The organism is Draconibacterium sp. IB214405, assembly GCF_033963885.1.
Lineage (GTDB): Bacteria > Bacteroidota > Bacteroidia > Bacteroidales > Prolixibacteraceae > Draconibacterium.
The window spans coordinates 188,243-209,097 of record NZ_JAXBMA010000004.1 but is presented as its reverse complement, the minus strand read 5'-3'; the positions used below and the strand labels follow the sequence as shown (position 1 = coordinate 209,097).

The window sequence follows — 20,855 nt, the reverse complement described above, 5'->3', positions numbered from 1 at the left end:
AATGGAACACATCGAACTCATAATTTATGTAGCCCTTTTTGTTGCCGCAATTTACCTGGTTGTAAAACATTGGAAGACCGGCAGAAAAGACTAATTTATAAATTAGAGATTGATGTTGATTCGATTGAATCTTAAGACTTATATTTTAACGTTCAATCAACCGGTAACTTTTGCCATTTTACTTTTAACTTTTTCCTTGAATAATGTACACCTATAAATATCCACGAGCGGCCTTAACAGTTGATGCGATTGTTATGGTAAAAACCGAAGCCACAACTTTTGTTTTGCTGATCGAGCGGGGCAGGGAGCCTTTTAAAAACAAGTGGGCCTTGCCCGGAGGTTTTATCGATATGGATGAAACACTGGAGCAAGCATGTATTCGCGAGTTGGAAGAAGAAACGGGTCTGCAGGTTGCAAAGATGCAACAGTTTCGTACATACGATGCGATCAACCGTGATCCACGGCATCGGACTATTTCAGTGGTGTATTCAGTGGAGTTGGCGGAACAAAAGCCGGTAAAGGGCAGCGATGATGCTGCACAGGCAAAGTGGTTTTCAATTGAAGATTTGCCCGAACTTGCTTTTGACCATGCGGATATTTTAGCTGATTTTTTCAAAATAAAATAGCGGTAAAATATTCGAGACTTTACCGCTATTTTGTATCTATACTAGTAGAAAACGATTAGAACTTCCAACGCATTTCTACCCAAAGTTTATCGCCAAGTTCCCACCAACGGTCTACAGCCGATCGTAACGAAGCATTACTGTAACCGGTCAGGTATTCACGGCATAGCTGTGTAGGATTTCCGTTTGCTGCATTTTCTTTGTCTTTTTTCAACAATTCCATAGCACGGTTTTCAACAAATTCAGTCTCGTCCAGTACCTGGTTTTCAAATGCAGTAACTTCAGGTTCAACAATTTTTTTTCCGGTGCCCCAGTTTACCAAAGCCAAACGGTTTGCACGTGTAAATGCCCACATGGCCGACTGACGACTGAAATGTTTGTGGCCACAGTAGTTGTAGGCATCGGGCAAACTCAGGTTGCCGCAATAAACCGGTACACGAGGTGTTAAACGTGGAATGTCGAGGCTAAGCCATACTTTTCCTCCAATTTCATCGGGTAAGTCATCGCGCAATTGAGCGATCCAGGAGTAGGAACAATATTGCACCGAAATCGGTCGGTGACGATAAACAGAATTCTCTTCCAACGCATTCATCAAGTCGCGTTTATCTTTTGCCAGCCATGGGTGTGCTGCCGGACTGATGATCGAATCGATTACTTCTTCACCATCGTCATTCTTTGTTTTGTGAGCTACTTTCAGGTTGCGGATCATTTCATATTCTGTACCGTCGTATGTTTGTTTGTACAAAGCAATCACTTCACTGATATTTACTTTCTTCTCCACTTTTACAGAGAAAGGCAGTTCGTCTGCATCAAACTTCAGGTTTAAACCCGGAGCCATTGTACTTAATACAAAATACTCGCGAATATCAAATGGCTTTTCACCGCTGTAAGCTTTCCAGAACTTAAATGTCTCTTTTCCATTCCAGTAACCCAGGGCTTTAGCCACATCGAAAACATTGTCGGAGGCCATATAATAATCCGGATTATCAAGATCGAGTACGCCAATTCGTGGAATATTAGCCGAAATTCCCACATGGTCATCCGGAATACGCTGAGCAGCCCAGACACCACCAATTTTATCCGGTCCTTCGCCAAAAATCTCCAGCTGCCAAACTTCCTTGGTATCGGCAATGGTTATACATTCTCCCATGTCCGCAAAGCCGTATTCTTCGATCAGTTCACCAATAAGTTTTATGGCATCGCGTGCTTTTGTACAACGCTGAAGGGCAATACGCTCCAGTTCTTCAATTAGAAAAAGACCGTTTTTGTTTTGTAATTCTTTTCGGCCAACGATGGTGGTTTCGCCAATCGCCAGTTGCTTTTCGTTGATACACGGATAAGCAGTGTTTAAATACGCGTAAGTCTCGCGTGCTTCGGGAATTTCGCCCTTTAATTCCATGCCGTCCATACTCCATGCGGTGTGCGTGTGCATGGTTCCCCAATACACTTTGTGGGTGGTATCGCGGTCGAATTTTTGTGCAGGAATAAAATTTATCCAGGTGCGGTAATAGGCATCGCAGGTGTGGGCCGTAATCACCGAACCATCGTCGGTGGCATCTTTCCCAAACATAATGCTGGTGCAGCTTTCATTCCTGTTTTCATCGGGTTGGGCTAACAAAAATGATGCTGATGACAGAACCAGCATCACGAGTAAAGATATTCGTAACATAGTGCAAAGTTTTGCTCAAATTTAATAGAAATGGCAGGCAGAGCAAATTAATTTAACATTATGTGAAGAATATTGTCAAAATGTTGACAAATGTATTGCGGCTTTTAATGTCCGTCAATTCCGTGAAGCATCAGAAACGAGTGCATTAGAATTTTATGAATCTCGGTTAAATATTCGTTTACAGCTTTGGTACTGCCCGGAAGAGAGAATACCAGTGTTTTGTCTTTAACTCCTGCAATCGAACGACTGAGTAGTGCATTGGGTTTTTCTGCACCATATTTCAAGCGGATATGATCCATAATTCCCGGAATTTCCAAATCAATAAAATTTGAAATAATTGAAGGAGCAATATCCCGTGGACCGATTCCGGTACTTCCCGTTGTATAAATAATATCGTATCCGTCGTTAACAGCATTTTGAAGTTCGGTTTCCAACAATTCCTTTTCGTCAGGAATTACGGTGCGCGATGTTTCGCATAAGTATGTTTTAGAAGTGAACCAATCTTTGCTCAGTTTCTCGAGTAGTGGTCCGCTTTTATCCTTGTAAATACCTTGAAAAGCACGATCACTTAAGGTAATAACTTTTATTCGGAAAGTTTTTGGAATATATTCCAATTCGTCGTTCTCGGTAAGAGTTCCCGGTTTTATTACCCGGCAGAAGATCCCTTCTTTTGGCATCACACATTTTCCTGCCAGTTGAAAAATCTCGCAGTTATCGCCGTGACATTTTTTACCGATTTGTGTTACTTCCAATTCCACATCACCTGCTCTGAACCGATCGAATGGCATGGCTTTATGCACCGCGATTCCTTCTGTGGTAATGTTTTCGGCAAACTCTCCAAAGTTGATTTCCCTGCCCAGTTCTCCTTCAAAACTTTTAATACTTTCAGCGGCCAGCAAACTTATCTGGCGGTGCCATTTTCCGGCATGTGCATCGCCTTCAATGCCGTCAAGATTTAGTTTTAATTCTTTGCGTGGCGTTTTTATCGTGCCTTTCTTTTCCGAAATATTCAGTGATTTTATTTTGCAGGTTTGTGCTTCCATTTCTGTATTTAGATTTTCTCCTTAAAGTCTAGTTTTACATCTCCCATTACCATGTTTTTGTCAACGGCTTTGCACATGTCGTAAATGGTTAACAGCGTCACATTTACGGCTGTTAATGCTTCCATTTCAACGCCGGTTTGCCCGATGCATTTGGTTAAACTTTTTACCAAAACACCATTTTCCTGTACTTCTGCTTTTACCTCAACTTTGGTAAGCTGTAGCGGGTGACACAGCGGAATCAGTCGCGATGTTTCTTTGGCTGCCTGAATTCCCGCAATTTCTGCAATAGTTATTACGTCGCCTTTTTTTATAAGGCTTTCGTTGATCAGCCTAATCGTTTCATGTTGCAGGGCGATAAACCCGGATGCTTTGGCGGTTCGTACCTGTTGTGGTTTGTGCCCCACATCCACCATGTTTGCTTTTCCTTCGTCGTTGATATGTGATAATTGGCTCATATTTTTATCCTCCAATATTTGAAAAATCATGTGATTCGGTTCCTACTCCTTTTTCAGGTTTGTTTTCCAAAGCCTGGTTGTAAGCTTCTTCAATACCCAATTCTCGGATGTTGTAACGCAACCCTGAATGTAAGCACGGAACGATAAACCCGTCGGCAGTTAAACGCAGACGGTTGCATATTTTACAAATACCGCCTAATCCTCCGTCAACCGCATAAAACTCACCGGTGCGTAAATCCATCTGCCGAATGAAACGTAGCTTCAAACCTTTCTTTTGGCAGTATTCCCGGACAGCCTGTTCATCCACTTCGTTTTCGCCCGGAATACGAACAAAGTTGATTTTGACAGGCTGAAGTTCGGCTTCAAGTGCAGCATCAATACCACGTAAAACATCATTCAATTCTCCAACACGAGTGATTTTTTTGAATTTTTCAGGATTCATGGTATCCAGACTAATGTTCACCCGTTTTAACCCGGCAGCCTTTAAAGCTTTTGCATAACGCGGCAAGAGAACGCCGTTTGTAGTTATTCCGATATCCTCTATTTCAGGAATAGATGTCAGCATTTGTATCAATTCAGGCAGATCTTTGCGTACCAACGGTTCACCACCTGTTATTCTAAGTTTGCGAATGCCTAGTTTTACACCTGCTTTAACGATGTCGGTAATTTCGTCAAACGAAAGAATATCCTCATGCTTTTTTAGTGGCAAACCTTCGGCCGGCATACAGTATTCGCAACGGAAATTGCAGCGATCGGTAACCGAAATACGCAGGTAGTTGATATGTCTGTTAAAGCGGTCGTACATATGCTAATTCACCTTTTTGAATTGTTGAGACTTCAAGCGGCACTTCCAACAATGCATTTGCAAAAGCCAGCGCATTGATATGTGCCGACCCATGAAACGGGATTTCTGTAATGGCACCGTTATTATCGATAATAACAGGAATAATTGCCAGACGATTGGCTTTTTTCCGTTGATAGTTAAATCCCATTGGGGCTTTAATGCGCAAAGGGGAGTAGTTAGTGCCCATCAAATTATAAATGGCCGGTTTGGCAATCAATTCAAATTGTACCAGTGAGGACACAGGATTTCCCGAAAGCCCAAACACAAACTTCCCATCCCGTTCTGAAAAAGTCATTGGATTGCCCGGTTTAATCCCGGTATGATCCCAGTATATTTTGAATCCCTGTTCTTTTAATATCTCCGGAATAAAATCAAAATCGCCAACCGAAGCACCACCTGTAAAAACAATAAAGTCGCTTGATTGCAATGCTTTGTTAAAACTTTCGGTGAGTAATTCGTAGTCGTCAACCAGCATTAGTTCTGCTACAATCTCAATGTTCATCTTTCGCAGCTGCGAGATCACCTGGCTGGAATTACTGTTACGTATTTGTCCTGGTTTTGGTGTTTCTGATGGTGGAACCAACTCACTTCCGGTAGCAATTACTGTTACTTTTGGGCGTTTTGATACCAGAACCTCAGCGTAACCTGCACCGGCCAAAACCGCCATGTGAGGTACATTTATCAGCGTTCCTTTTTGTAACAATACATCTCCGGTTTTGTAATCTTCGCCCAGGTAGCAGATATTCTTTTTCGTTTTCGGATTTGTGCAACGTACTTTATTTTCAGGAAGCTCCTCGGAATCTTCAACCATAAACACACAATCGCATTCGGGCGGAACAGCAGCACCTGTCATGATCTTTACGCACTGATTTTTGCCAATTTTAACGGAAGCTATTTTTCCGGCATTGATCACTTCAAGTACCTCCAGCTCGTTGGCAATATCTTCAATCCGACATGCATATCCGTCCATCGCAGATTTGTTGAAGGGTGGCATGTTTAAATCTGCAACCACATCTTCCTGTAATACCCGGTTAAATGCATCTTCAAGCAGTACTTTCTCGGTTGAAATAACCGCTTGTAGGTTGCCGATCAGCTGTTGTATTTCTTCAAATTGGTTCATTAGGCAAGTGAAAAGTTATTGTTGTTAAGCTGAATTTTAGTGTAATCAAAATTAAGCTTTTCTCCGTCATTAATCACAATTATCGGCTTGTGTTTTAGGTGGTGTTGTTTGGTTATAGGAGTGCCGGCAAACTGTACAAAAAAGAACAGTCCCGGGTTAACAATTTCATGTAAACCTCCCGACTCGCAGACAATTGGCGTTTCAGGTAAATAGGTCGCCAGTTTTTCGAAAGCTTCGGGCAAAAATTCCGGTTCGGCCATTACGAAAAATACCTGTTTGGCACCTGCCTGTAACATCAGCGAACTGTCTTTGTCTGTTAGCTGCTTTTCCTGTAAAATAACGTAGTTCTTCTGTTTTATCAACACATCATCGTTGTTGTGTTCGTGTATGTGCGAGGTGATTTTTAAGCCGGTTATCGGCGAAGATTCTGACAGCATTTCGATGACACGACAGGCGAAGTAGGTTTTTCCCACATTTCGGCCATTACCTGCAATTAAAAGCAAGTTCGGATAATCGATCTTGGTATCTTTTTGTACTTGTGTCATTTAATAACTCAGGTTAAAATGTTTCAGGGAAGGGAAGGAGCTTCAGTTCGCCCAATGCAGAATGTGCTCTTTCTCCTTTCCAATTTACCCCTACCTGTCGTAGGGATGCGGGAGGACCACCTGTTTCCGGGTAATCCCATCGGCCGAAATCCCCTGGTTTTCACTTTAGGCAGATCGGCTCGGAGCCGGTACAAATATAGTAAAGAATCTAGATGTGTGGATATGAAAGCCTGAAAAGTGCTGAAAAGCATTTTATCTATAATGAATTAATATAACAGTTTCCATTTGGGATTTTTTGAGCAAAAAGAATAACACTGTTTTCGCTATATTTAAACCGGATAAAATTGAAGTATGACGCAAAAAATTATAATATTCCTGGTTTTGATTCTATCGGTATTTAAGATGTCGGCAACAGAAAATCATGCAGCTATTGAAGCAGCTGATACGGCCAAAATATATGAATATCGTCTGTCCAGCGATAAAATTACCAGCCCTGTTCAAAACAAAGCGGCATTACTTCGAAGTAACGATCATTTCTCCAAATCGAATTTTCTGAATGGTTTTAAAACGGAGGTCAAAAGTGGTTTTTCCACTTCTTCAGCATTGTGGACATTAGACAGCATTGTAGTGCGCGAGTTGAATGAAACTACGCAGCTGGTTGAAAATACATTACGCCAAACTTTAGCAGCTCAAAATGACGGGCAAAATATACTTGTTAAGAATTATAATTGGTTGACAGATGAAAACCACTGGTTGATCAGCGATGCTAACTATTATTTTTTTAGCGAGGCCGGACGATTGGATTCGGCTGAATTTCAGGAATATATTACTATCAACTATCGGGTGTTTACCAAAACTTACTATGCTTATGAAGATGGACTTCTTAAAACTGAGTGGAGTAAGGAGAAGTTTGACGAGTACGACGATTGGGAGATGGTTGAGCGGTTGGAATATAATTACGATTCAATTAGCCGGCTAACGCAGGTTAATACCCGGGAGTGGGACGTTTTTGATGATCGCTGGTCGACTTATGAAATAGTTGAATATGAATACGATTCAGTGGGAAACATAGTAGCCGAAATCGATTATGATTACGATAGTTACGAAATGCTTCGAACCAAAATATATGAAATTAACTATTCGTATAACGCACAAAATCTTTTGACTGAAGTAGCTGAATATGTTGAGGGGTGGGAAGACGGTACTTTTATCCCCGATCGTAAAATCAGTTACGATTATGATGAATCGTTTAATTTAGAAGTTGAAACCTTGTACAGTTGGGATTACGATCTTGATGGTTGGTTGGAGGATACCCGTAAAGAACATTTTAATGAGAGGAGTGGAGCCCAAATTCATGAAACGCTGGTGCAAACCTGGGATGACCAATGGAATGATACTACCACTATAAAATACTTCGCGCAGAATTCGGTTTTTGCAGATGTAGTTGAAAACAAGAAATTTGTTTTTTCCTTTTTGCCAATGCAGGTTTTTGATAACCATGTGGTAGATAAAATAGAAAACTATTCGTATTCGGCAGGGGAGTGGGAAGTAAGTGGAACTACCACCTACCATTTTACTCAAAATCCTCCCGTTGGTATCATTTCTGAAAATCTCGGCGACGTAAAAATATTTCCTAATCCGGCAACGGATTATATTCAAGTTCAAACCAATGCTCTACAAGAATTCGAATGTGTAATTTACGATCTGTCGGGGAAAATCATGTTACAGGAACGCAGTAATGAGAATCTGCGACTGAATGTTTCCGGATTAGAATCAGGTTATTACTTGATTGAGGTTCGGGAAGATGGGAAAAAGTTAAAAAAGGGCAAGTTTATAAAATATTAACCTGCCCCTGATTTATTTAATCTTCGTTTACTTCTTCTTCAATTATCGGGCTCGTCCGTTCTGAGAAATAAGCTGCAACAATTACAATCGCCACAACTATCACCGCAATATAAACGCCCGAAGGAATTGGTGCTGCTTCGCCTTGAGCGTACGAGTGTAATCCTGAGAGGTAATAATTCACCCCGAAATAAGTCATCAAAACCGAACTGATACCCAAAACTGCCGCCACACTCATAGCAAAACTACCGCGCATTCCCGGAATTCGGTGCATGTGCGTAATAAAAGTATACACCAAAATAGTTACCAGCGCCCAGGTTTCTTTCGGGTCCCAGCCCCAGTAACGTCCCCAGCTTTCGTTGGCCCAAACACCGCCAAGAAATGAACCAAGCGTAACCATTAATAAGCCAATTATCAGGGCAATTTGAATAATGTTAACCAGTTCTTTTATGGTGTGATTAATTCTGTCAGTATTTCGTTTACTCCTGAAAACCATTAAAATTAGATTCAGGAAGCCAAGTAAAGCACTAATTCCAAGGAAACCATAGCTGGCTGTAATAACCGCCACATGAACAATTAACCAGTACGATTTTAGCACCGGTACAAGGTTGGTGATTTCCGGGCTCATCCAACTCATTCCGGCCACCATTAGTGTTAAACCGGCCAAAACGGATGTCAGTGATAACGTAATTTCCGATCGTTTGGCAAAAATTAAACCTCCCAAAGCTGTTGCCCAACTGATAAATACCATCGACTCGTAACCGTTACTCCATGGCGCATGGTTTGAAATGTACCAACGGATTGCAAGACCGGCAGTTTCGGCAAGGAACAGTAGCAGGATAAAATAGAAGGCAAAACTTTTCAGGAAACTTAGTTTTATGTTCGGATTAAAAAGTGAAACCAACTGCAACATAAGCAGAATTAAACCGGTGAACATAAATATCTTGGACAGTTTGCCAAAGATATTCAGGTTATTGTAGAGCACCTCCATCTTTACCTTTGTTGCCGATGGAATAATTTTAGCTCCAATGGTTTCCTGGTTTTGTTTCAGGTTGTTAAGCAACTGGTTTGCTGTTGCCCAATGGCGGATTTGCACCGATTGAAGATAAGACGAAACCGTTTGCCTGGCGAAATCAGCACTCTGGGCTGGAAGTTCCTTTGCTTCGTTAATCGACACCCATTTGTGGTTGTCGTCGTTGGGAACAGGGAAAATAGTCAGAAAATCGCCTGTAAATATTGACATGAGAATATTAACACGCTCGTCAACATTCATTATTTCTTTATCAAACTTATTTCGGGTATTACTTTCTTTGTTGTAAGCTGCCTGAACCGCGGAGCTCAATATGTAACCGCCCATTTCGCGCGGTTTTACGATTGAGTTGAATGAGGCATATTTACCGGTGATACCGATCATTCGGCGTAACTCCGGATTACCGACTTTTATAATGGCAATATTTTTCCATTTCTCCGGATTTGCCTGCATTTCCAGAAATACTTCACTTGGCGTGAGGCCTTCCCAACTGGTCTTTTTGGCTATTTTTCGGAGTATTTCTGATGACAGGGTAGAAACGGGTTCCACACGTCCTTTTCGGTCCTGGATAAGTAGACTTTCAAATGATTTGCTGTGGTCGCTGTCAGGTGGCGTTAACGAAGTATTTTGCGCCTGAGCACTGATACTTAGCAGAACACCCGTTACAAGAACTGTAAATAATTTTTTGCGTTTGTCGCGCAATTGCGCCGATACTTTTAATAGGCTTTTAAAACGGCTGCTTTTGTTAAACAAGGTGAGTACCATGCCGATAGCCATTAAAAGGTATCCAAAATATGTAACAGAAGTTCCCATTGAATCGTGGTTAACCGACAGGATCGTACCTCGCTCGTCGGTGTCGTACGACGATTGGAAAAAACGATAACCTTTGTATTTCAGTATGTTATTCATAAAAATACGGAAAGGCATTTCTGTGGCACCGTCTTTTAAAACTACTTCGCTGGCGTACGATGATGGACTCATCGAACCCGGATAACGCTCCAGTTGGAAATCGTTAAGATGAATGGAAAAAGGTAATTTTATAATTCGTGAACCATAAGACACAGATACATTCATTCCCTCGATGGATGTGGTGTGGAAATCTCCAACTTCTCCAGTACTTCCGTAAACAATCAATTCTTTGCTGGCTCCGGTGGTTGAAATTTCGGCTTTAAAAGCATCGGCCGGTCTTGAGCCCTGAGTTGGTTTTTGATAAGCCAACTGAACAGCTGCGTTTGGAAGAAATTGTTTTACGGCAAAAGTCAGGTTCTTATAGGTGTATGCTTTTTGGGTATCAACAAGTGTTTTAGTGTTAGGCGCAATTTTTTCGCTGTTTTCACTCATCATTCCTGCAACTTCAATCGAATCGTTGGCAGAAATATATAGTTTCCCATCCGTTAAACTCAACTGGATATCGGTATCGATATTGTTGCCAAAGCCAAGAGTTAAACCATTTAAATTCTTTGTGTTGTCGTTTCGGAGGATAAAATCTTTACGTGAAGAACCATTAACAACCGTAATTAACGACACAATTGGTTCTCCATTTGGATCGAGAATAATGTTTTCTACCGCCGAGGGCATAAATTGTTTATTGGAAATGTGAATTGTTTTTCCGTTGAAATGAATCTTCTTTGAAAATCGGTTTGCGGTATAAGGTGAGAATTTTACTTCGGTTGATTCTTCAACTGTTTCATTCCCATCGGTAACTTTAACGGTTACAAACGAAGCTTCGGAAACGATAAAATCCGACGAGTTGTTTTCGCGAATATGCATACTTCCCTCGTAACCGAAATAACGTGTTATCATTGCACCAACTGCAACAATTATAAAGGCTTTATGAAAAAGCAGAACTGTCCATTTTTTTCGAGCCACCAATTTGTATTTGAAAATACTGCCTATAAGGTTGATACAGAGTATAAACAGTAAGATTTCGAACCACCGGGAATTATAGATAAGAATTTTTGCTGTGGTGGTGCCATAATCGTTTTCGATAAAGGTGGCATAACCAATTGCGATGGCAAAAATTACTACCAGAATTCCGGTAAAAAACATAGAAAAAAGGAATGAACTTAGTTTCTTCATAATTAGTAGTTGTCTGAATAAAACACTAAAAAAATTCCTTTGTTTGCAAACAAAGGAATTTTTTACATTACAAAACTTTATTTATAATTAGTTTGTCGTTGTTGGATCGTCGTGAGCAATCACTTTTACAAATTCGTCAAAATTCCAGGCTTTTTTAGCAGCAACGTGTCCTTCCGGTTTTTCCCCAAGGTGACAGGCTTTACAGGTTTCTTCTGTTGGATCAGTCATACCTTTTGAAAGGGCCATTTTTTTGTTCTTCATAATAGCTGCCGACTTGTAATGGCTACCCGGCCCGTGACAAGATTCGCAAGAAACACCTTCTGCTGGTTTAATACCGGCAAGTAATCCACTATCAACAGAACCTGCAGTTGAGTGACATTTTAAACAAGTTGGATTTGTTTTATCATCACCTTCCAGTGCATCCATCGCTTTGGCGTGTGGACCGGCTTCCCAAACTTTAAATTGTTCGCCTTTGTCAGGTTTGTTGTGACACATTTTACATTTAGCTGCGCCAATGTATTTGTACGTTTGAGCAGTTGCTGCGGTACTGAAAATGATCGCAAGACCTAATAGGAAAATTAATTTTTTGTAGTTCATAATCGTTGTATTAAAATTTGTGTTATTTAAATCTAATCAATAGTATACTGTAAAAATAATAAATATTGTGCCAAAAATTAATATAGTGCTGTATGACACATCGAACACATCTCTTCTTTCCACGCTTCTGCAACATCAACCGGGTGTTGAAAATCGAGTGCTTCGAAGGCTGTTGAATATTGCATACTGTCTGCAGTTCCCTGAGCAATAATGTTGTGGCACAGCGAACAGTCTTTTGAAATAGTCCGGCTTTCGCTGGTGGCATGTCGGTCGTTGTGGCAACGGTAACATCCATCCGATTCCATATGGCCAATATTATTTGGATATTCTTTCCAGCTGGCTTTCATATACGGGAAAATATTATTTGCGTAATCGTCCTGAATGGTTGCTATGGCCTGATCAATTTCTGCTTTTTTTGTTTCAAAGGCATCCGGATAACCACTTTCGAACCAGTCTGTAATCTGATTTTTTATGGCAATCATTGCTGTATCCTTATTCGGATAATCCTGGTAAAGTGCCATCATTGCCGCCAGTTTTATGGCAGGCAGTTCGGTTGAAATTTTACCTTCCGCCATCGACTGATCGATAAAATTCTGTGGAGCGTTGTAGTTGTGCGACGGCCTGTTATGGCAATCCAAACAGTCCATTACCCGTGTTTCCAACGAATCGAGTTCGGCTTCAGAAACCATGTTGAACTCATCAGTATAAATGTATTCTTCCCCCGTTTTCGTATTGGTATATCTTACCCAGGGGATGATCTGACGCTTTTCATCCAGGGCTTTGTATTCAATTTTTACCTCAGGACTAATGTGTTGATGTATTCCTTTAACAATCCCTTTCGATGTTACCTGTGTACTCGTTTTTACCTTTAAATGAAGGATATGTTCGGTATTCTCTTCATCTGTTAAAAACGAATGTTTCACACGCATTTTGTTATCGTAGAATTTCTCCGGCCAGTGACATTCTTCGCAGGTTTCTTGTGCCGGGCGCAGGTTGGCAATCGGGGTGGGGATAGGTTGCGGGTATTTATTCGCCAGAACCGAATATACCTGGTATAAACCCGAAAGTTTACTTTTTACATACCAGCTTGCTCCCGAGCCTACGTGGCACTCTACACAAGCAACACGCTCGTGCGACGAACCGTGATATGTTACATATTCGGGTTCCATCACCTCGTGACATAATTTTCCGCAAAATTCAACCGACTCGGTAAAATGAAATGCTTCGTAACTTCCTACAGAAGAAATAATAAGCAGGAAAATTGTTCCAATAATAAAAATTGTACTGGCGTTACGGGTAGCCTGATTATTAAAATCAAGGATTGGCCAGTTTAAACGTTTGCCTTCCTTTTCTGCCAAACGTGCTCGTTTGCGATAGATACGCATTCCTATCGGTATCATTATCAACCCGACGATCATAAATACCGGAAGAATGATGAAGATGAACAAACCAATGTATTGTCCGCCAAAACCAAAGGCAATGTTCAATAGAAACAAGGCGAGGATGCTGGCCAGGTTGAAAACAGCCAAAACCGCTCCCGTAATCGAAATCCAATTTCTTATAGAGGATGGTAATTTCATAGTTTCTTGTTTATCGGTTTATAGTCAAAATCTTAATTTTCAAGATTATAAATTTCTTTTAATTATTCAAGATCAGGCACTTATTTATAAATTGTCTATATACGTAAGGTCATTCTGAAACTATGTTCTGAACGTGAGGTTTTCATATTTCTATAGATTTATATAGTTGTCATATTTACTGTTTGTTATACTACTAATATACTAGGTTAACGTATTCAAAATTGTATTTTCTTTTATTTCGTTTTTTCTCCATTTAATGGAAAATTAAAGAGTAAATTATCAGTAATACCATGATTACACCGGCGAAAAGTGCCGTAAATCCAAATATTTTTATCATTCTCATTCGTTCTTTGGTGAACTCTTTTTCTACACGAACGTCGTTTATTTTTCCAGATTTAACCAATTGCTCGTATTCATGCGGACGGTCCTTTTTATATTCTTCTTCCAGCACATAACCGGTGAAAATAACTGTATCCATCGGGAAGGATTCCGGTCGCAGGTGTGTATTAAAGAAGTGGATCGTGAATATAAATCCAACGGCCAGTAAAGCTTCGTCGCTGTGAATGATTTGCGCAACATTAATTAGCCAGCCGGGCAATAATCGGGTGAAAAACTCGGGAAACCATAACATTAAACCGGTTGATCCGATGACCAAAACTCCCCAAAATACGGCGAAGTAGTCGAATTTTTCCCAGTAAGTCCATCTTCCGTAGTCGGGGCGAGGGCCAACTCCTATAAACCATTTTATCGATGCCCAAAAGTCTCGAATATCTTTCCGGTTAAACATCAGTGAGTTACTGCTGAATATAAATTTGCTGACTTTCACACCATGTTTGAACTTAACTTTTAAAAGTGCTACCACATGGAAAATAAAGTAGCCAAAAGTTACAAGCGCTGCTGTTCGGTGAATAAAACCTGCAATGTGTGCACCACCGATAGCTTCTGCCAGAAACTTCGCCCAATCCATGTAAGCAAATTTTAAAATCATACCGGTAAGCGCCAGCAGGATAAAACTTACAATTACAAAAATATGGGTGATTCTGTTTTTTCGTTGGAAGCGTCGGATATACATTTGTTTGCCAACTGGTTTAGGCTCTTTGCGTTTCTTGATCATAGCACCTAGCGAACGCGGTATCCATAACAAAGTATGCAGACCAAAGAAGGCAAATACACTTAGAAGCAAGCCTGTCATTGCCCAGAAGGTGTAGTACAACCACGGGAAGTTACTTTTGTCGTAGTGTGTGGCATGTGTCAGGTAACCTGTAAATTTCATGTTGGCATCGGTGTGACACTTCGAGCAGGTTGCAACAATATTCCGAGGACTGATCGTTGATTTTGGATTGTCCATTCGGTAAATGTTGTGTGCACCATGACAATCGGAGCAACGTGCTGCCTCGAGATAACCCAGTTGATACACTTTCCCGTGATAGGTTTCAAGGTAAGTTTCGGCCAGTTCCTGGTGGCATTGCCCGCACTGCGAGCTAATTTCCGACATAAACTTACTCTCGTGCACTTCTGAAATATTGTGGGCCGAGTGACACGTTTCGCAAGTTGGGAATTTTAAGTCTACGGTGTTGTCATGTATTCCGTGTTCACTTTCAATGTACTGGTCGTAAATTCCTTTGTGGCAGTTTCCGCAGGTTTTTGCCAGGTTTGCGGGATTCACCGACGAACGTTCGTCTTCCTCTTTTAACATGAAGTGAGGGGTGTGACAATCGGTGCAAATTGCAGCCGAAAGGAGCCCTTTCTCTTCAAGACTTCGTCCGTGAACACTGGAAGAATAGTCGTAGTAAGCATCAGTTTCTTTTAAGTCTGTTCCGTTTGTGGCCTGACCATTTTTTATATGACATTCGCCGCAAAGTTTTGGCACCGCAGAGCGGAAAGTTGGCGATTCCTCGTTGTCGGAAGGAATAACATGGTGCGATCCGTGGCAATCGGTGCAATAAGGTGCGTTTTCGTGTTTGGCAAAATAGGCTTTTCCATGTCCGCTCTGAAAATAAATATCCGATTCTTCAGCATGGCAACTCGAGCAGTCTACCTTGTCGGATGTTTCGCATGGCCGGGCAATATTGGCAGTAACATCCGAGTGGCATTTTACACAAGTAATATTATTGTGCGACGAATTAACAAATTCATTTACATCAACATGAAGTGAAATCTGCTCATCGTCCACTATTTTATGAATATCGGGCTGCTCATGACATTTTAAACAGGTTTTATCCGAAATATTTTCGATAATATTTTTTAGCTCCACTTTGTGTGGAGGATGACAGTCGGTACAGGCAGGAATGGCTCCCGGGCTTTTCTCCCAAAGTTCTTTGTCTATAATTTTAATGTGCACATCTTCAATACGCGCATGGCACTGCATACAGGTAGCCGCAATATTTTTCTCCGAAATGCTGGAATTCATGTTTGTGTGGGGGAGGATAAGGTGGTTGCCATGGCAGTTGTTACAGGTGGCAGTTACCACCAAGCCGCTGCTAAACAGCCCTTTTCCGTGAATGCCCTGTGTGTAATTTTCTACAATGTTGTGTTCGCCAATATTGTAGGCACGGGCAACCGGAGCACCTTCGCGGTGACAAGTTCCGCATAAAACCGGAATGTTCATTTTATAGGTACGCGATTGGGGATCGGCCGAACTCAATATTTGGTGGGTACCGTGACATTCGGCACAATCGGGCGAATTTTTGTCGCCTTCTTCAAATGCCATTCCATGAACGCCATCCAGAAACTTGGTCATGGCTTCATCATGACATTCGCCACAATTTACCGGCTGTAGTTTTTCAGGATGCGGAAATTCTTCAACTTCAGCATCGGTGTGGCACGAAATGCATTCCAGATAACTGTGTACTGAATGTTCGAGAATATCAGCAGGAATATACCTGGAAACCTCTCGGCCATTAACGATGGTAATCAGCTCGGGATCGTCGTGACACATAGCACAATCATCGTTTGATTGCGCATAAACGCCCGATAACGTAGTAACAAGGAAAACAACTAACAAAACAAATTTTACAGCTCCTGATAAATTACTGGAGTTGTGGTGTAACAGAACATTTTCAACAAGCCTGTTGAACAAGTTTTTCATACTGCGCCCCTCCATATTAAATGACTAAATAATCCTTCTTTTCTCAGAGCGAGCTAACAATTTATCTATTGTGTGTTATGTCTTAAATCCTGTATCCTGTTTTTGTTTTCGAACTATAAATAAGAATTCCTAAAATTAATTTTATACGTGGTGCCACCCGTTTACAATACTTCTGAAGTTATCGAGCGGTGATTTACCAATCGATGCAATATATAGGTGGATAATAAGGAATATCGAAATAAAGAATCCCATAGCCGAGTGGGTAACGGCAGTAATAAGTACACCGCTGATGTTGTAAATTTTATTAAAGATCAGTTCCGGGAACATAAGTCCGATACCAGATATGATTACCAGCGGAACAACCAGGTACATCACAGCGATGTAGGTATATTTTTGCAGCGGATTAAATTTTCGTTTTTCAGAAAGCGGGTAAGGAGCTTTCATTCCGTGAAACATTCCCCAGGCGTAATAGTAGGCTTGTTTCATCGGCCTTTTCAGGAAGTTTCGTGGTTTTACAATGTAGAATTTTTTGTTGCTGGTAAAAAAGTTTCCGAACACAAACAGAAAGTAATTTAGTGTTACAATTACGCCGGCATAGTTGTGCACGGTAATAATCAGTTTAAAACTAATCAGCGACTCTTCAAAACCCGAATTCATACTTATTCCGGTAATGATAAGCAGAATAATGCCCAGGGCGTTTATTCCATGCCAAACACGCAACCAAAGCGGGTAGAAATATATTTTGTTTTCTGAGCTCATTGTTATTTCTTTTTGATGATGATTCTAAATATCACGTGGATGATAACTCCTGCCATTGCTGCAAAGAAGATAATCAGGCTGATCGTTTTTAATATTGGGATTTGATGCGATCCGATTACGTAATTTTCATTCGAGAGCACTCCCAATGCAGTTCCGTCTTCAGCTCTTTCCTGAAGGTTCTGGTATTTGTACAATGATGCTTTAAGCAACGAATTTGCAGAGTGACATTCGGCACAACGGCGCACTGCCTGATCTTTCGAAAGAATGTTATGCGATACCATTAAATCGTCTTCAACTGCAGTGTGACACTCGATACAACGAACATGTTTAAAGTGAAGTTCCTGGTTTGGTAACCAGTCGTGAATATCAACAACTGCAGCTTTATCGCTTTCAGAAACCAAACTGAACTTTTTCATATCGTTATGACACGACAAACACATTTCGTTGCTTATTTCAACAATTTCAACAATGCTGCTGCTTGTACGGGCAGTTGCTGAGTAGTAGTGTTGATCGTGGCATTTCGAGCAGGTGAAGTTCTCTCCAAAACTTTGATAGTGAATACTTTTTTTAACCTCTTCATCAATCCTTTCGAACTCGTATTTAGCAAACGATTCATCGCCGCCATGACAGTCTAAACAAGTCATCATTGGCTCCAGTTTCAACGTAGCCAGGTGAGGATAGGTCGTGTAGTCGAACGAGTGACAATCTGTGCAGTCGAAACTTTGATGAACACCGGTGCGCAACTGAGTGGTGTCGATAATCAGGTATGGATTCATCAGACGTTTTTCTTCTGTATCCATCATCTCGTTATGAAACGAATATGTTTGCTGAGAATGACACTGTAAACAGTCGTGATTTTTGGGATCATCGTAAAACTGCCCAAAGCTTTGATAAGAAAGTGCTAACAGCAAAATAAGCTGTAATGATGCGAAATATTTCATGGGTTAATTCGTATAAATATGTCTCAAAATTCTGCTATACCTAAACCGAATGAAAAATGGTAATATCGTTTTTACTGATATTACCATCTTTATCATTATTCATTTTTATTTTTTAGAACATCCAGATACGGGTGATGGTGAAACCAATAGCCAGTCCTTTGTTTGTCCAGTCTTTTTGATTATACATCATCATATCCTGTGGGAGTATTCCTTGCGCTGTTCCAACATAAATCTGAAATGCGTGGGTGAACGTAAAGAATTCTACACCAACAGCCAGGTTTTCTTTGGCGTGTGTGTCCCAGTTTGTTTGTTCCGAAATGTCGTCGATTTTAAGCGGCTTGTCGTAGTTGAAAATAAACGAACCCTGTGGAGAGAACTTAACTTTTCCACTAAGGTGAATACCAACTACATCGTGGTTGTAATCCCAGCCTACCATGTTGTAATGGGTAAAACTGGCACCCGCCTGTAACGAGAATCCTTCACAAAACTTACGGGTAATCATTGCCTGAGAGAAATAAGAAAGACGGTCGTTAAAATCGATATAATTTGGAAAGGTTTCGCCTTTGGTATCTACTGTTTGACCAGTTCCAATCGATTCAGAATTTCTTCCATCAATTCCTACATTTCCGAAAAGCGTTAATGATATCGGCATTCCGCTTGTTTTTTGCTGCAATACCTTCCATTTTGCATTAAAATCGGAATACATATATTTTTTAGTAATACCTGCCCCGATTTGAACATTTTTTAATGGTACATAATTTAGCCCTAATCGAACATTCGAGCCCGGAGCATAAATTCCCCACAAGTCGGATTTGCCATTTTCAAGCGTTCCGAATTTGTGCTGGATAACAAATTCCAATGTACGTGCATCAGGAATAAAAGAAGTTTGTGCATCAATCAGAATACCACTGTTAAAAGCGTATACCGGATCAGCTTCCTCTTCCTGAGCAAATGAATTGGAAAAAGTAACTCCTAAAATAATCAGAATCAATATGTATTTTTTCATCATTATCAGTTTAGGTTTTTAATTATTTTGAGCTCCTTGAGTGATCCATGTCAGTACCAAAGCTGCCTCGGCTTCAGAATATTTTACGTGGCTTCCTGTTGGGCTTGGTTTGGTATAAATCAAGCTCGATGCAGGATCTGAAGTGTTTACATAACGGCTGCTGTTAATCGAACTATAAGCATTCTCAGGAGAGAGGTCTGGCATTTGATTTCCGGCATAATGGCATGCTACACATTTTGAAGAGAATATCGGAACGATTTCAGTTGAAAACGATACATCTGGTGCATCGGGATCGCTCGGATCGATCACTTCTTCTTCGGTGATGAAATTGTATGCACAGCCACCAAAAATCAATCCCATAACAACTATTGATAATATAATTTTTAGTGCTTTCATAATATTGAAGTTTGTGAAAAAAAGACTTCCCTTGAGAAGTCTTTTCACTCTATTTCTACTAATTAATGACTTGCTGTTTCTCCTTCGAGTGCATCGATAGAGTTGCGAAGAAGTGCTTTCACATATTTAGGGTTGTGAACTCCCATACTGCGATCTTCTTCCAAACCAACCCAGTTAAAGAAGGCTTGTACCTGAACTAAAGGATAAGTTCCAACATGTGGATGGTAACCATCTTCGTCGTTGCCTTCAACAACACCTAATGCAATCAGGTCGTCTCTTAGCTCGATCAACATTTCTTCAACTTCAGTTTGAACACCACCGTAGTTGTAATCATCTAAATCGGCGTCGTGACATTCGTTACAAGCAGCAACACTTGGAATAAATGAGTGACCACCTTGTTCGTCAGTGAATGTTGCCATGTGACAACCTGTACACGAAGCCTGGTCGAGGTGGAATGAACTTGTTGGATATTCAACCGAACCTTCGATTTCTGCAAAACCCATTCCGGCAACAACGTTAGCTTGTGCACCATGGTGTGGTCCGTAGTGTGTACTTGTAATTGCAAATGAATCTGGTAATTCTTCTACTCCGTAACCAGGAGCTTCTCTTCTTGACTGGTGACAGTTTGCACATAAGTTGCTGTTACCATTCAAATCCATTGTTACTTCGTCATCAAAGATTGGATTGATTGGATCGTACAAACGTAGTGCATAGTCTTGTCCTTCGAATGTTTCGTGAAGACCGTGGCAGGTATTACATTCCCAGGCTGATGGATTAGTGATATCACCAACCACTTCGCCTAAAGTTGCATACTGAACAAAACCTTCGTGAGAGTGACACTGTGCACATGACTGGCGTCCACCAGCATAATCAACTGCAATTGCACCAACAGCGTGTGCCGACATCCAGAATTGTCCTTGTTTTGCTTCCATGTTGGTTCCCGAGTGGCAAACTAAACAAGTAACTTGTCCGTCTACACCATCAGTTCCATCAGTTCCGTCAGCACCATCAGTACCTGAAGGTCCCATCGGTCCTTCTTTTGTACAAGAAGAAAATATAAACGCGAAAATAAATCCTAGTAGGAATAATTTTGAGATAGATTTGTAGTTCATAACGTAGTATATTAGGTTATTATATTTTATAATTCACTTTAGGTAATAAAAGTAATAGGATAACTATTATGAACTATAGGGCGAGAAATGATATAACAGCACGAGTGAAATGATATTGGGCAACAT

Annotated in this window: 17 protein-coding genes and 1 riboswitch; of the genes, 2 read left to right on the top strand and 15 right to left on the bottom strand. The window is 40.8% G+C overall.

What is annotated here, in order from left to right:
* The first annotated feature begins 203 nt into the window (after positions 1–203).
* A complete protein-coding gene (locus SLH46_RS13485) occupies positions 204–626 on the top strand; it encodes an NUDIX hydrolase (RefSeq protein ID WP_320281725.1) in 423 nt (140 codons plus the stop codon).
* A 55-nt stretch (positions 627–681) separates the two neighbouring features.
* Here SLH46_RS13485 and SLH46_RS13480 read toward each other — a convergent pair whose 3' ends face one another.
* The 6 genes from SLH46_RS13480 to SLH46_RS13455 all read right to left on the bottom strand — a co-directional run bounded on the left by SLH46_RS13480 (position 682) and on the right by SLH46_RS13455 (position 6,299).
* Complete coding sequence (locus SLH46_RS13480; RefSeq protein ID WP_320281724.1) at positions 682–2,292, bottom strand: dipeptidase; 1,611 nt, start codon at positions 2,290–2,292, stop codon at positions 682–684.
* Positions 2,293–2,396: 104 nt separating this feature from the next.
* Positions 2,397–3,335, bottom strand: coding sequence for a molybdenum cofactor synthesis domain-containing protein (locus SLH46_RS13475; protein ID WP_320281723.1), 939 nt, complete (start codon positions 3,333–3,335; stop codon positions 2,397–2,399).
* An 8-nt stretch (positions 3,336–3,343) separates the two neighbouring features.
* Positions 3,344–3,790 carry a cyclic pyranopterin monophosphate synthase MoaC gene (gene moaC, locus SLH46_RS13470; protein ID WP_320281722.1) on the bottom strand — a complete coding sequence of 149 codons (447 nt, stop codon included), beginning with the start codon at positions 3,788–3,790 and terminating at the stop codon, positions 3,344–3,346.
* 4 nt (positions 3,791–3,794) lie between these two features.
* Entirely contained in the window at positions 3,795–4,595 is an 801-nt protein-coding gene (locus SLH46_RS13465) for a GTP 3',8-cyclase MoaA (protein ID WP_320281721.1), read from the bottom strand.
* Positions 4,579–5,754 carry a molybdopterin molybdotransferase MoeA gene (locus tag SLH46_RS13460; protein WP_320281720.1) on the bottom strand — a complete coding sequence of 392 codons (1,176 nt, stop codon included), beginning with the start codon at positions 5,752–5,754 and terminating at the stop codon, positions 4,579–4,581. Before SLH46_RS13460 ends, SLH46_RS13465 begins: the two co-directional genes overlap by 17 nt.
* Positions 5,754–6,299 carry a hypothetical protein gene (locus SLH46_RS13455; protein ID WP_320281719.1) on the bottom strand — a complete coding sequence of 182 codons (546 nt, stop codon included), beginning with the start codon at positions 6,297–6,299 and terminating at the stop codon, positions 5,754–5,756. The genes SLH46_RS13460 and SLH46_RS13455 overlap by 1 nt, the downstream gene beginning before the upstream one ends.
* A 56-nt stretch (positions 6,300–6,355) precedes the next feature.
* Positions 6,356–6,496: riboswitch (molybdenum cofactor riboswitch) on the bottom strand.
* 154 nt (positions 6,497–6,650) lie between these two features.
* On the opposite strand from SLH46_RS13455, the gene SLH46_RS13450 reads away from it, so the two are divergent.
* Positions 6,651–8,144, top strand: a complete 1,494-nt coding sequence (locus tag SLH46_RS13450; RefSeq protein ID WP_320281718.1) for a T9SS type A sorting domain-containing protein — start codon at positions 6,651–6,653, stop codon at positions 8,142–8,144.
* A 16-nt stretch (positions 8,145–8,160) separates the two neighbouring features.
* On the opposite strand, the gene ccsA is transcribed toward SLH46_RS13450, so the two are convergent.
* The 9 genes from ccsA to SLH46_RS13405 all read right to left on the bottom strand — a co-directional run bounded on the left by ccsA (position 8,161) and on the right by SLH46_RS13405 (position 20,729).
* Positions 8,161–11,250 (bottom strand): cytochrome c biogenesis protein CcsA, encoded by a 3,090-nt coding sequence (gene ccsA / locus SLH46_RS13445; protein WP_320281717.1) that lies wholly within the window; start codon positions 11,248–11,250, stop codon positions 8,161–8,163.
* Positions 11,251–11,337: 87 nt separating this feature from the next.
* The gene (locus SLH46_RS13440) at positions 11,338–11,847 is read right to left on the bottom strand and encodes a multiheme c-type cytochrome (protein ID WP_320281716.1); all 510 of its coding nucleotides are present in this window, start codon (positions 11,845–11,847) and stop codon (positions 11,338–11,340) included.
* Positions 11,848–11,924: 77 nt separating this feature from the next.
* Positions 11,925–13,427: a NapC/NirT family cytochrome c gene (locus SLH46_RS13435; protein ID WP_320281715.1), complete on the bottom strand. Its 1,503-nt coding sequence runs from the start codon at positions 13,425–13,427 to the stop codon at positions 11,925–11,927.
* 253 nt (positions 13,428–13,680) lie between these two features.
* On the bottom strand, positions 13,681–16,515 hold the full coding sequence (locus SLH46_RS13430) for a cytochrome c3 family protein (RefSeq protein ID WP_320281714.1): 2,835 nt from the start codon (positions 16,513–16,515) through the stop codon (positions 13,681–13,683).
* A gap of 141 nt (positions 16,516–16,656) precedes the next feature.
* On the bottom strand, positions 16,657–17,274 hold the full coding sequence (locus SLH46_RS13425; protein ID WP_320281713.1) for a cytochrome b/b6 domain-containing protein: 618 nt from the start codon (positions 17,272–17,274) through the stop codon (positions 16,657–16,659).
* 2 nt (positions 17,275–17,276) lie between these two features.
* Complete coding sequence (locus SLH46_RS13420; RefSeq protein ID WP_320281712.1) at positions 17,277–18,215, bottom strand: cytochrome c3 family protein; 939 nt, start codon at positions 18,213–18,215, stop codon at positions 17,277–17,279.
* A gap of 112 nt (positions 18,216–18,327) precedes the next feature.
* Positions 18,328–19,221 carry a DUF5777 family beta-barrel protein gene (locus SLH46_RS13415; protein ID WP_320281711.1) on the bottom strand — a complete coding sequence of 298 codons (894 nt, stop codon included), beginning with the start codon at positions 19,219–19,221 and terminating at the stop codon, positions 18,328–18,330.
* Between the two features lie 18 nt (positions 19,222–19,239).
* The gene (locus SLH46_RS13410; RefSeq protein WP_320281710.1) at positions 19,240–19,617 is read right to left on the bottom strand and encodes a hypothetical protein; all 378 of its coding nucleotides are present in this window, start codon (positions 19,615–19,617) and stop codon (positions 19,240–19,242) included.
* 62 nt (positions 19,618–19,679) lie between these two features.
* Positions 19,680–20,729, bottom strand: coding sequence for a hypothetical protein (locus SLH46_RS13405; RefSeq protein ID WP_320281709.1), 1,050 nt, complete (start codon positions 20,727–20,729; stop codon positions 19,680–19,682).
* Between the last annotated feature and the right edge of the window lie 126 nt (positions 20,730–20,855).

Coding starts and splice junctions, on each gene's coding strand:
- SLH46_RS13485 (WP_320281725.1), top strand. CDS start 204: ATGTACACCTATAAATATCCACGAGCGGCCTTAACAGTTGATGCGATT.
- SLH46_RS13480 (WP_320281724.1), bottom strand. CDS start 2,292: ATGTTACGAATATCTTTACTCGTGATGCTGGTTCTGTCATCAGCATCA.
- SLH46_RS13475 (WP_320281723.1), bottom strand. CDS start 3,335: ATGGAAGCACAAACCTGCAAAATAAAATCACTGAATATTTCGGAAAAG.
- moaC (WP_320281722.1), bottom strand. CDS start 3,790: ATGAGCCAATTATCACATATCAACGACGAAGGAAAAGCAAACATGGTG.
- SLH46_RS13465 (WP_320281721.1), bottom strand. CDS start 4,595: ATGTACGACCGCTTTAACAGACATATCAACTACCTGCGTATTTCGGTT.
- SLH46_RS13460 (WP_320281720.1), bottom strand. CDS start 5,754: ATGAACCAATTTGAAGAAATACAACAGCTGATCGGCAACCTACAAGCG.
- SLH46_RS13455 (WP_320281719.1), bottom strand. CDS start 6,299: ATGACACAAGTACAAAAAGATACCAAGATCGATTATCCGAACTTGCTT.
- SLH46_RS13450 (WP_320281718.1), top strand. CDS start 6,651: ATGACGCAAAAAATTATAATATTCCTGGTTTTGATTCTATCGGTATTT.
- ccsA (WP_320281717.1), bottom strand. CDS start 11,250: ATGAAGAAACTAAGTTCATTCCTTTTTTCTATGTTTTTTACCGGAATT.
- SLH46_RS13440 (WP_320281716.1), bottom strand. CDS start 11,847: ATGAACTACAAAAAATTAATTTTCCTATTAGGTCTTGCGATCATTTTC.
- SLH46_RS13435 (WP_320281715.1), bottom strand. CDS start 13,427: ATGAAATTACCATCCTCTATAAGAAATTGGATTTCGATTACGGGAGCG.
- SLH46_RS13430 (WP_320281714.1), bottom strand. CDS start 16,515: ATGAAAAACTTGTTCAACAGGCTTGTTGAAAATGTTCTGTTACACCAC.
- SLH46_RS13425 (WP_320281713.1), bottom strand. CDS start 17,274: ATGAGCTCAGAAAACAAAATATATTTCTACCCGCTTTGGTTGCGTGTT.
- SLH46_RS13420 (WP_320281712.1), bottom strand. CDS start 18,215: ATGAAATATTTCGCATCATTACAGCTTATTTTGCTGTTAGCACTTTCT.
- SLH46_RS13415 (WP_320281711.1), bottom strand. CDS start 19,221: ATGAAAAAATACATATTGATTCTGATTATTTTAGGAGTTACTTTTTCC.
- SLH46_RS13410 (WP_320281710.1), bottom strand. CDS start 19,617: ATGAAAGCACTAAAAATTATATTATCAATAGTTGTTATGGGATTGATT.
- SLH46_RS13405 (WP_320281709.1), bottom strand. CDS start 20,729: ATGAACTACAAATCTATCTCAAAATTATTCCTACTAGGATTTATTTTC.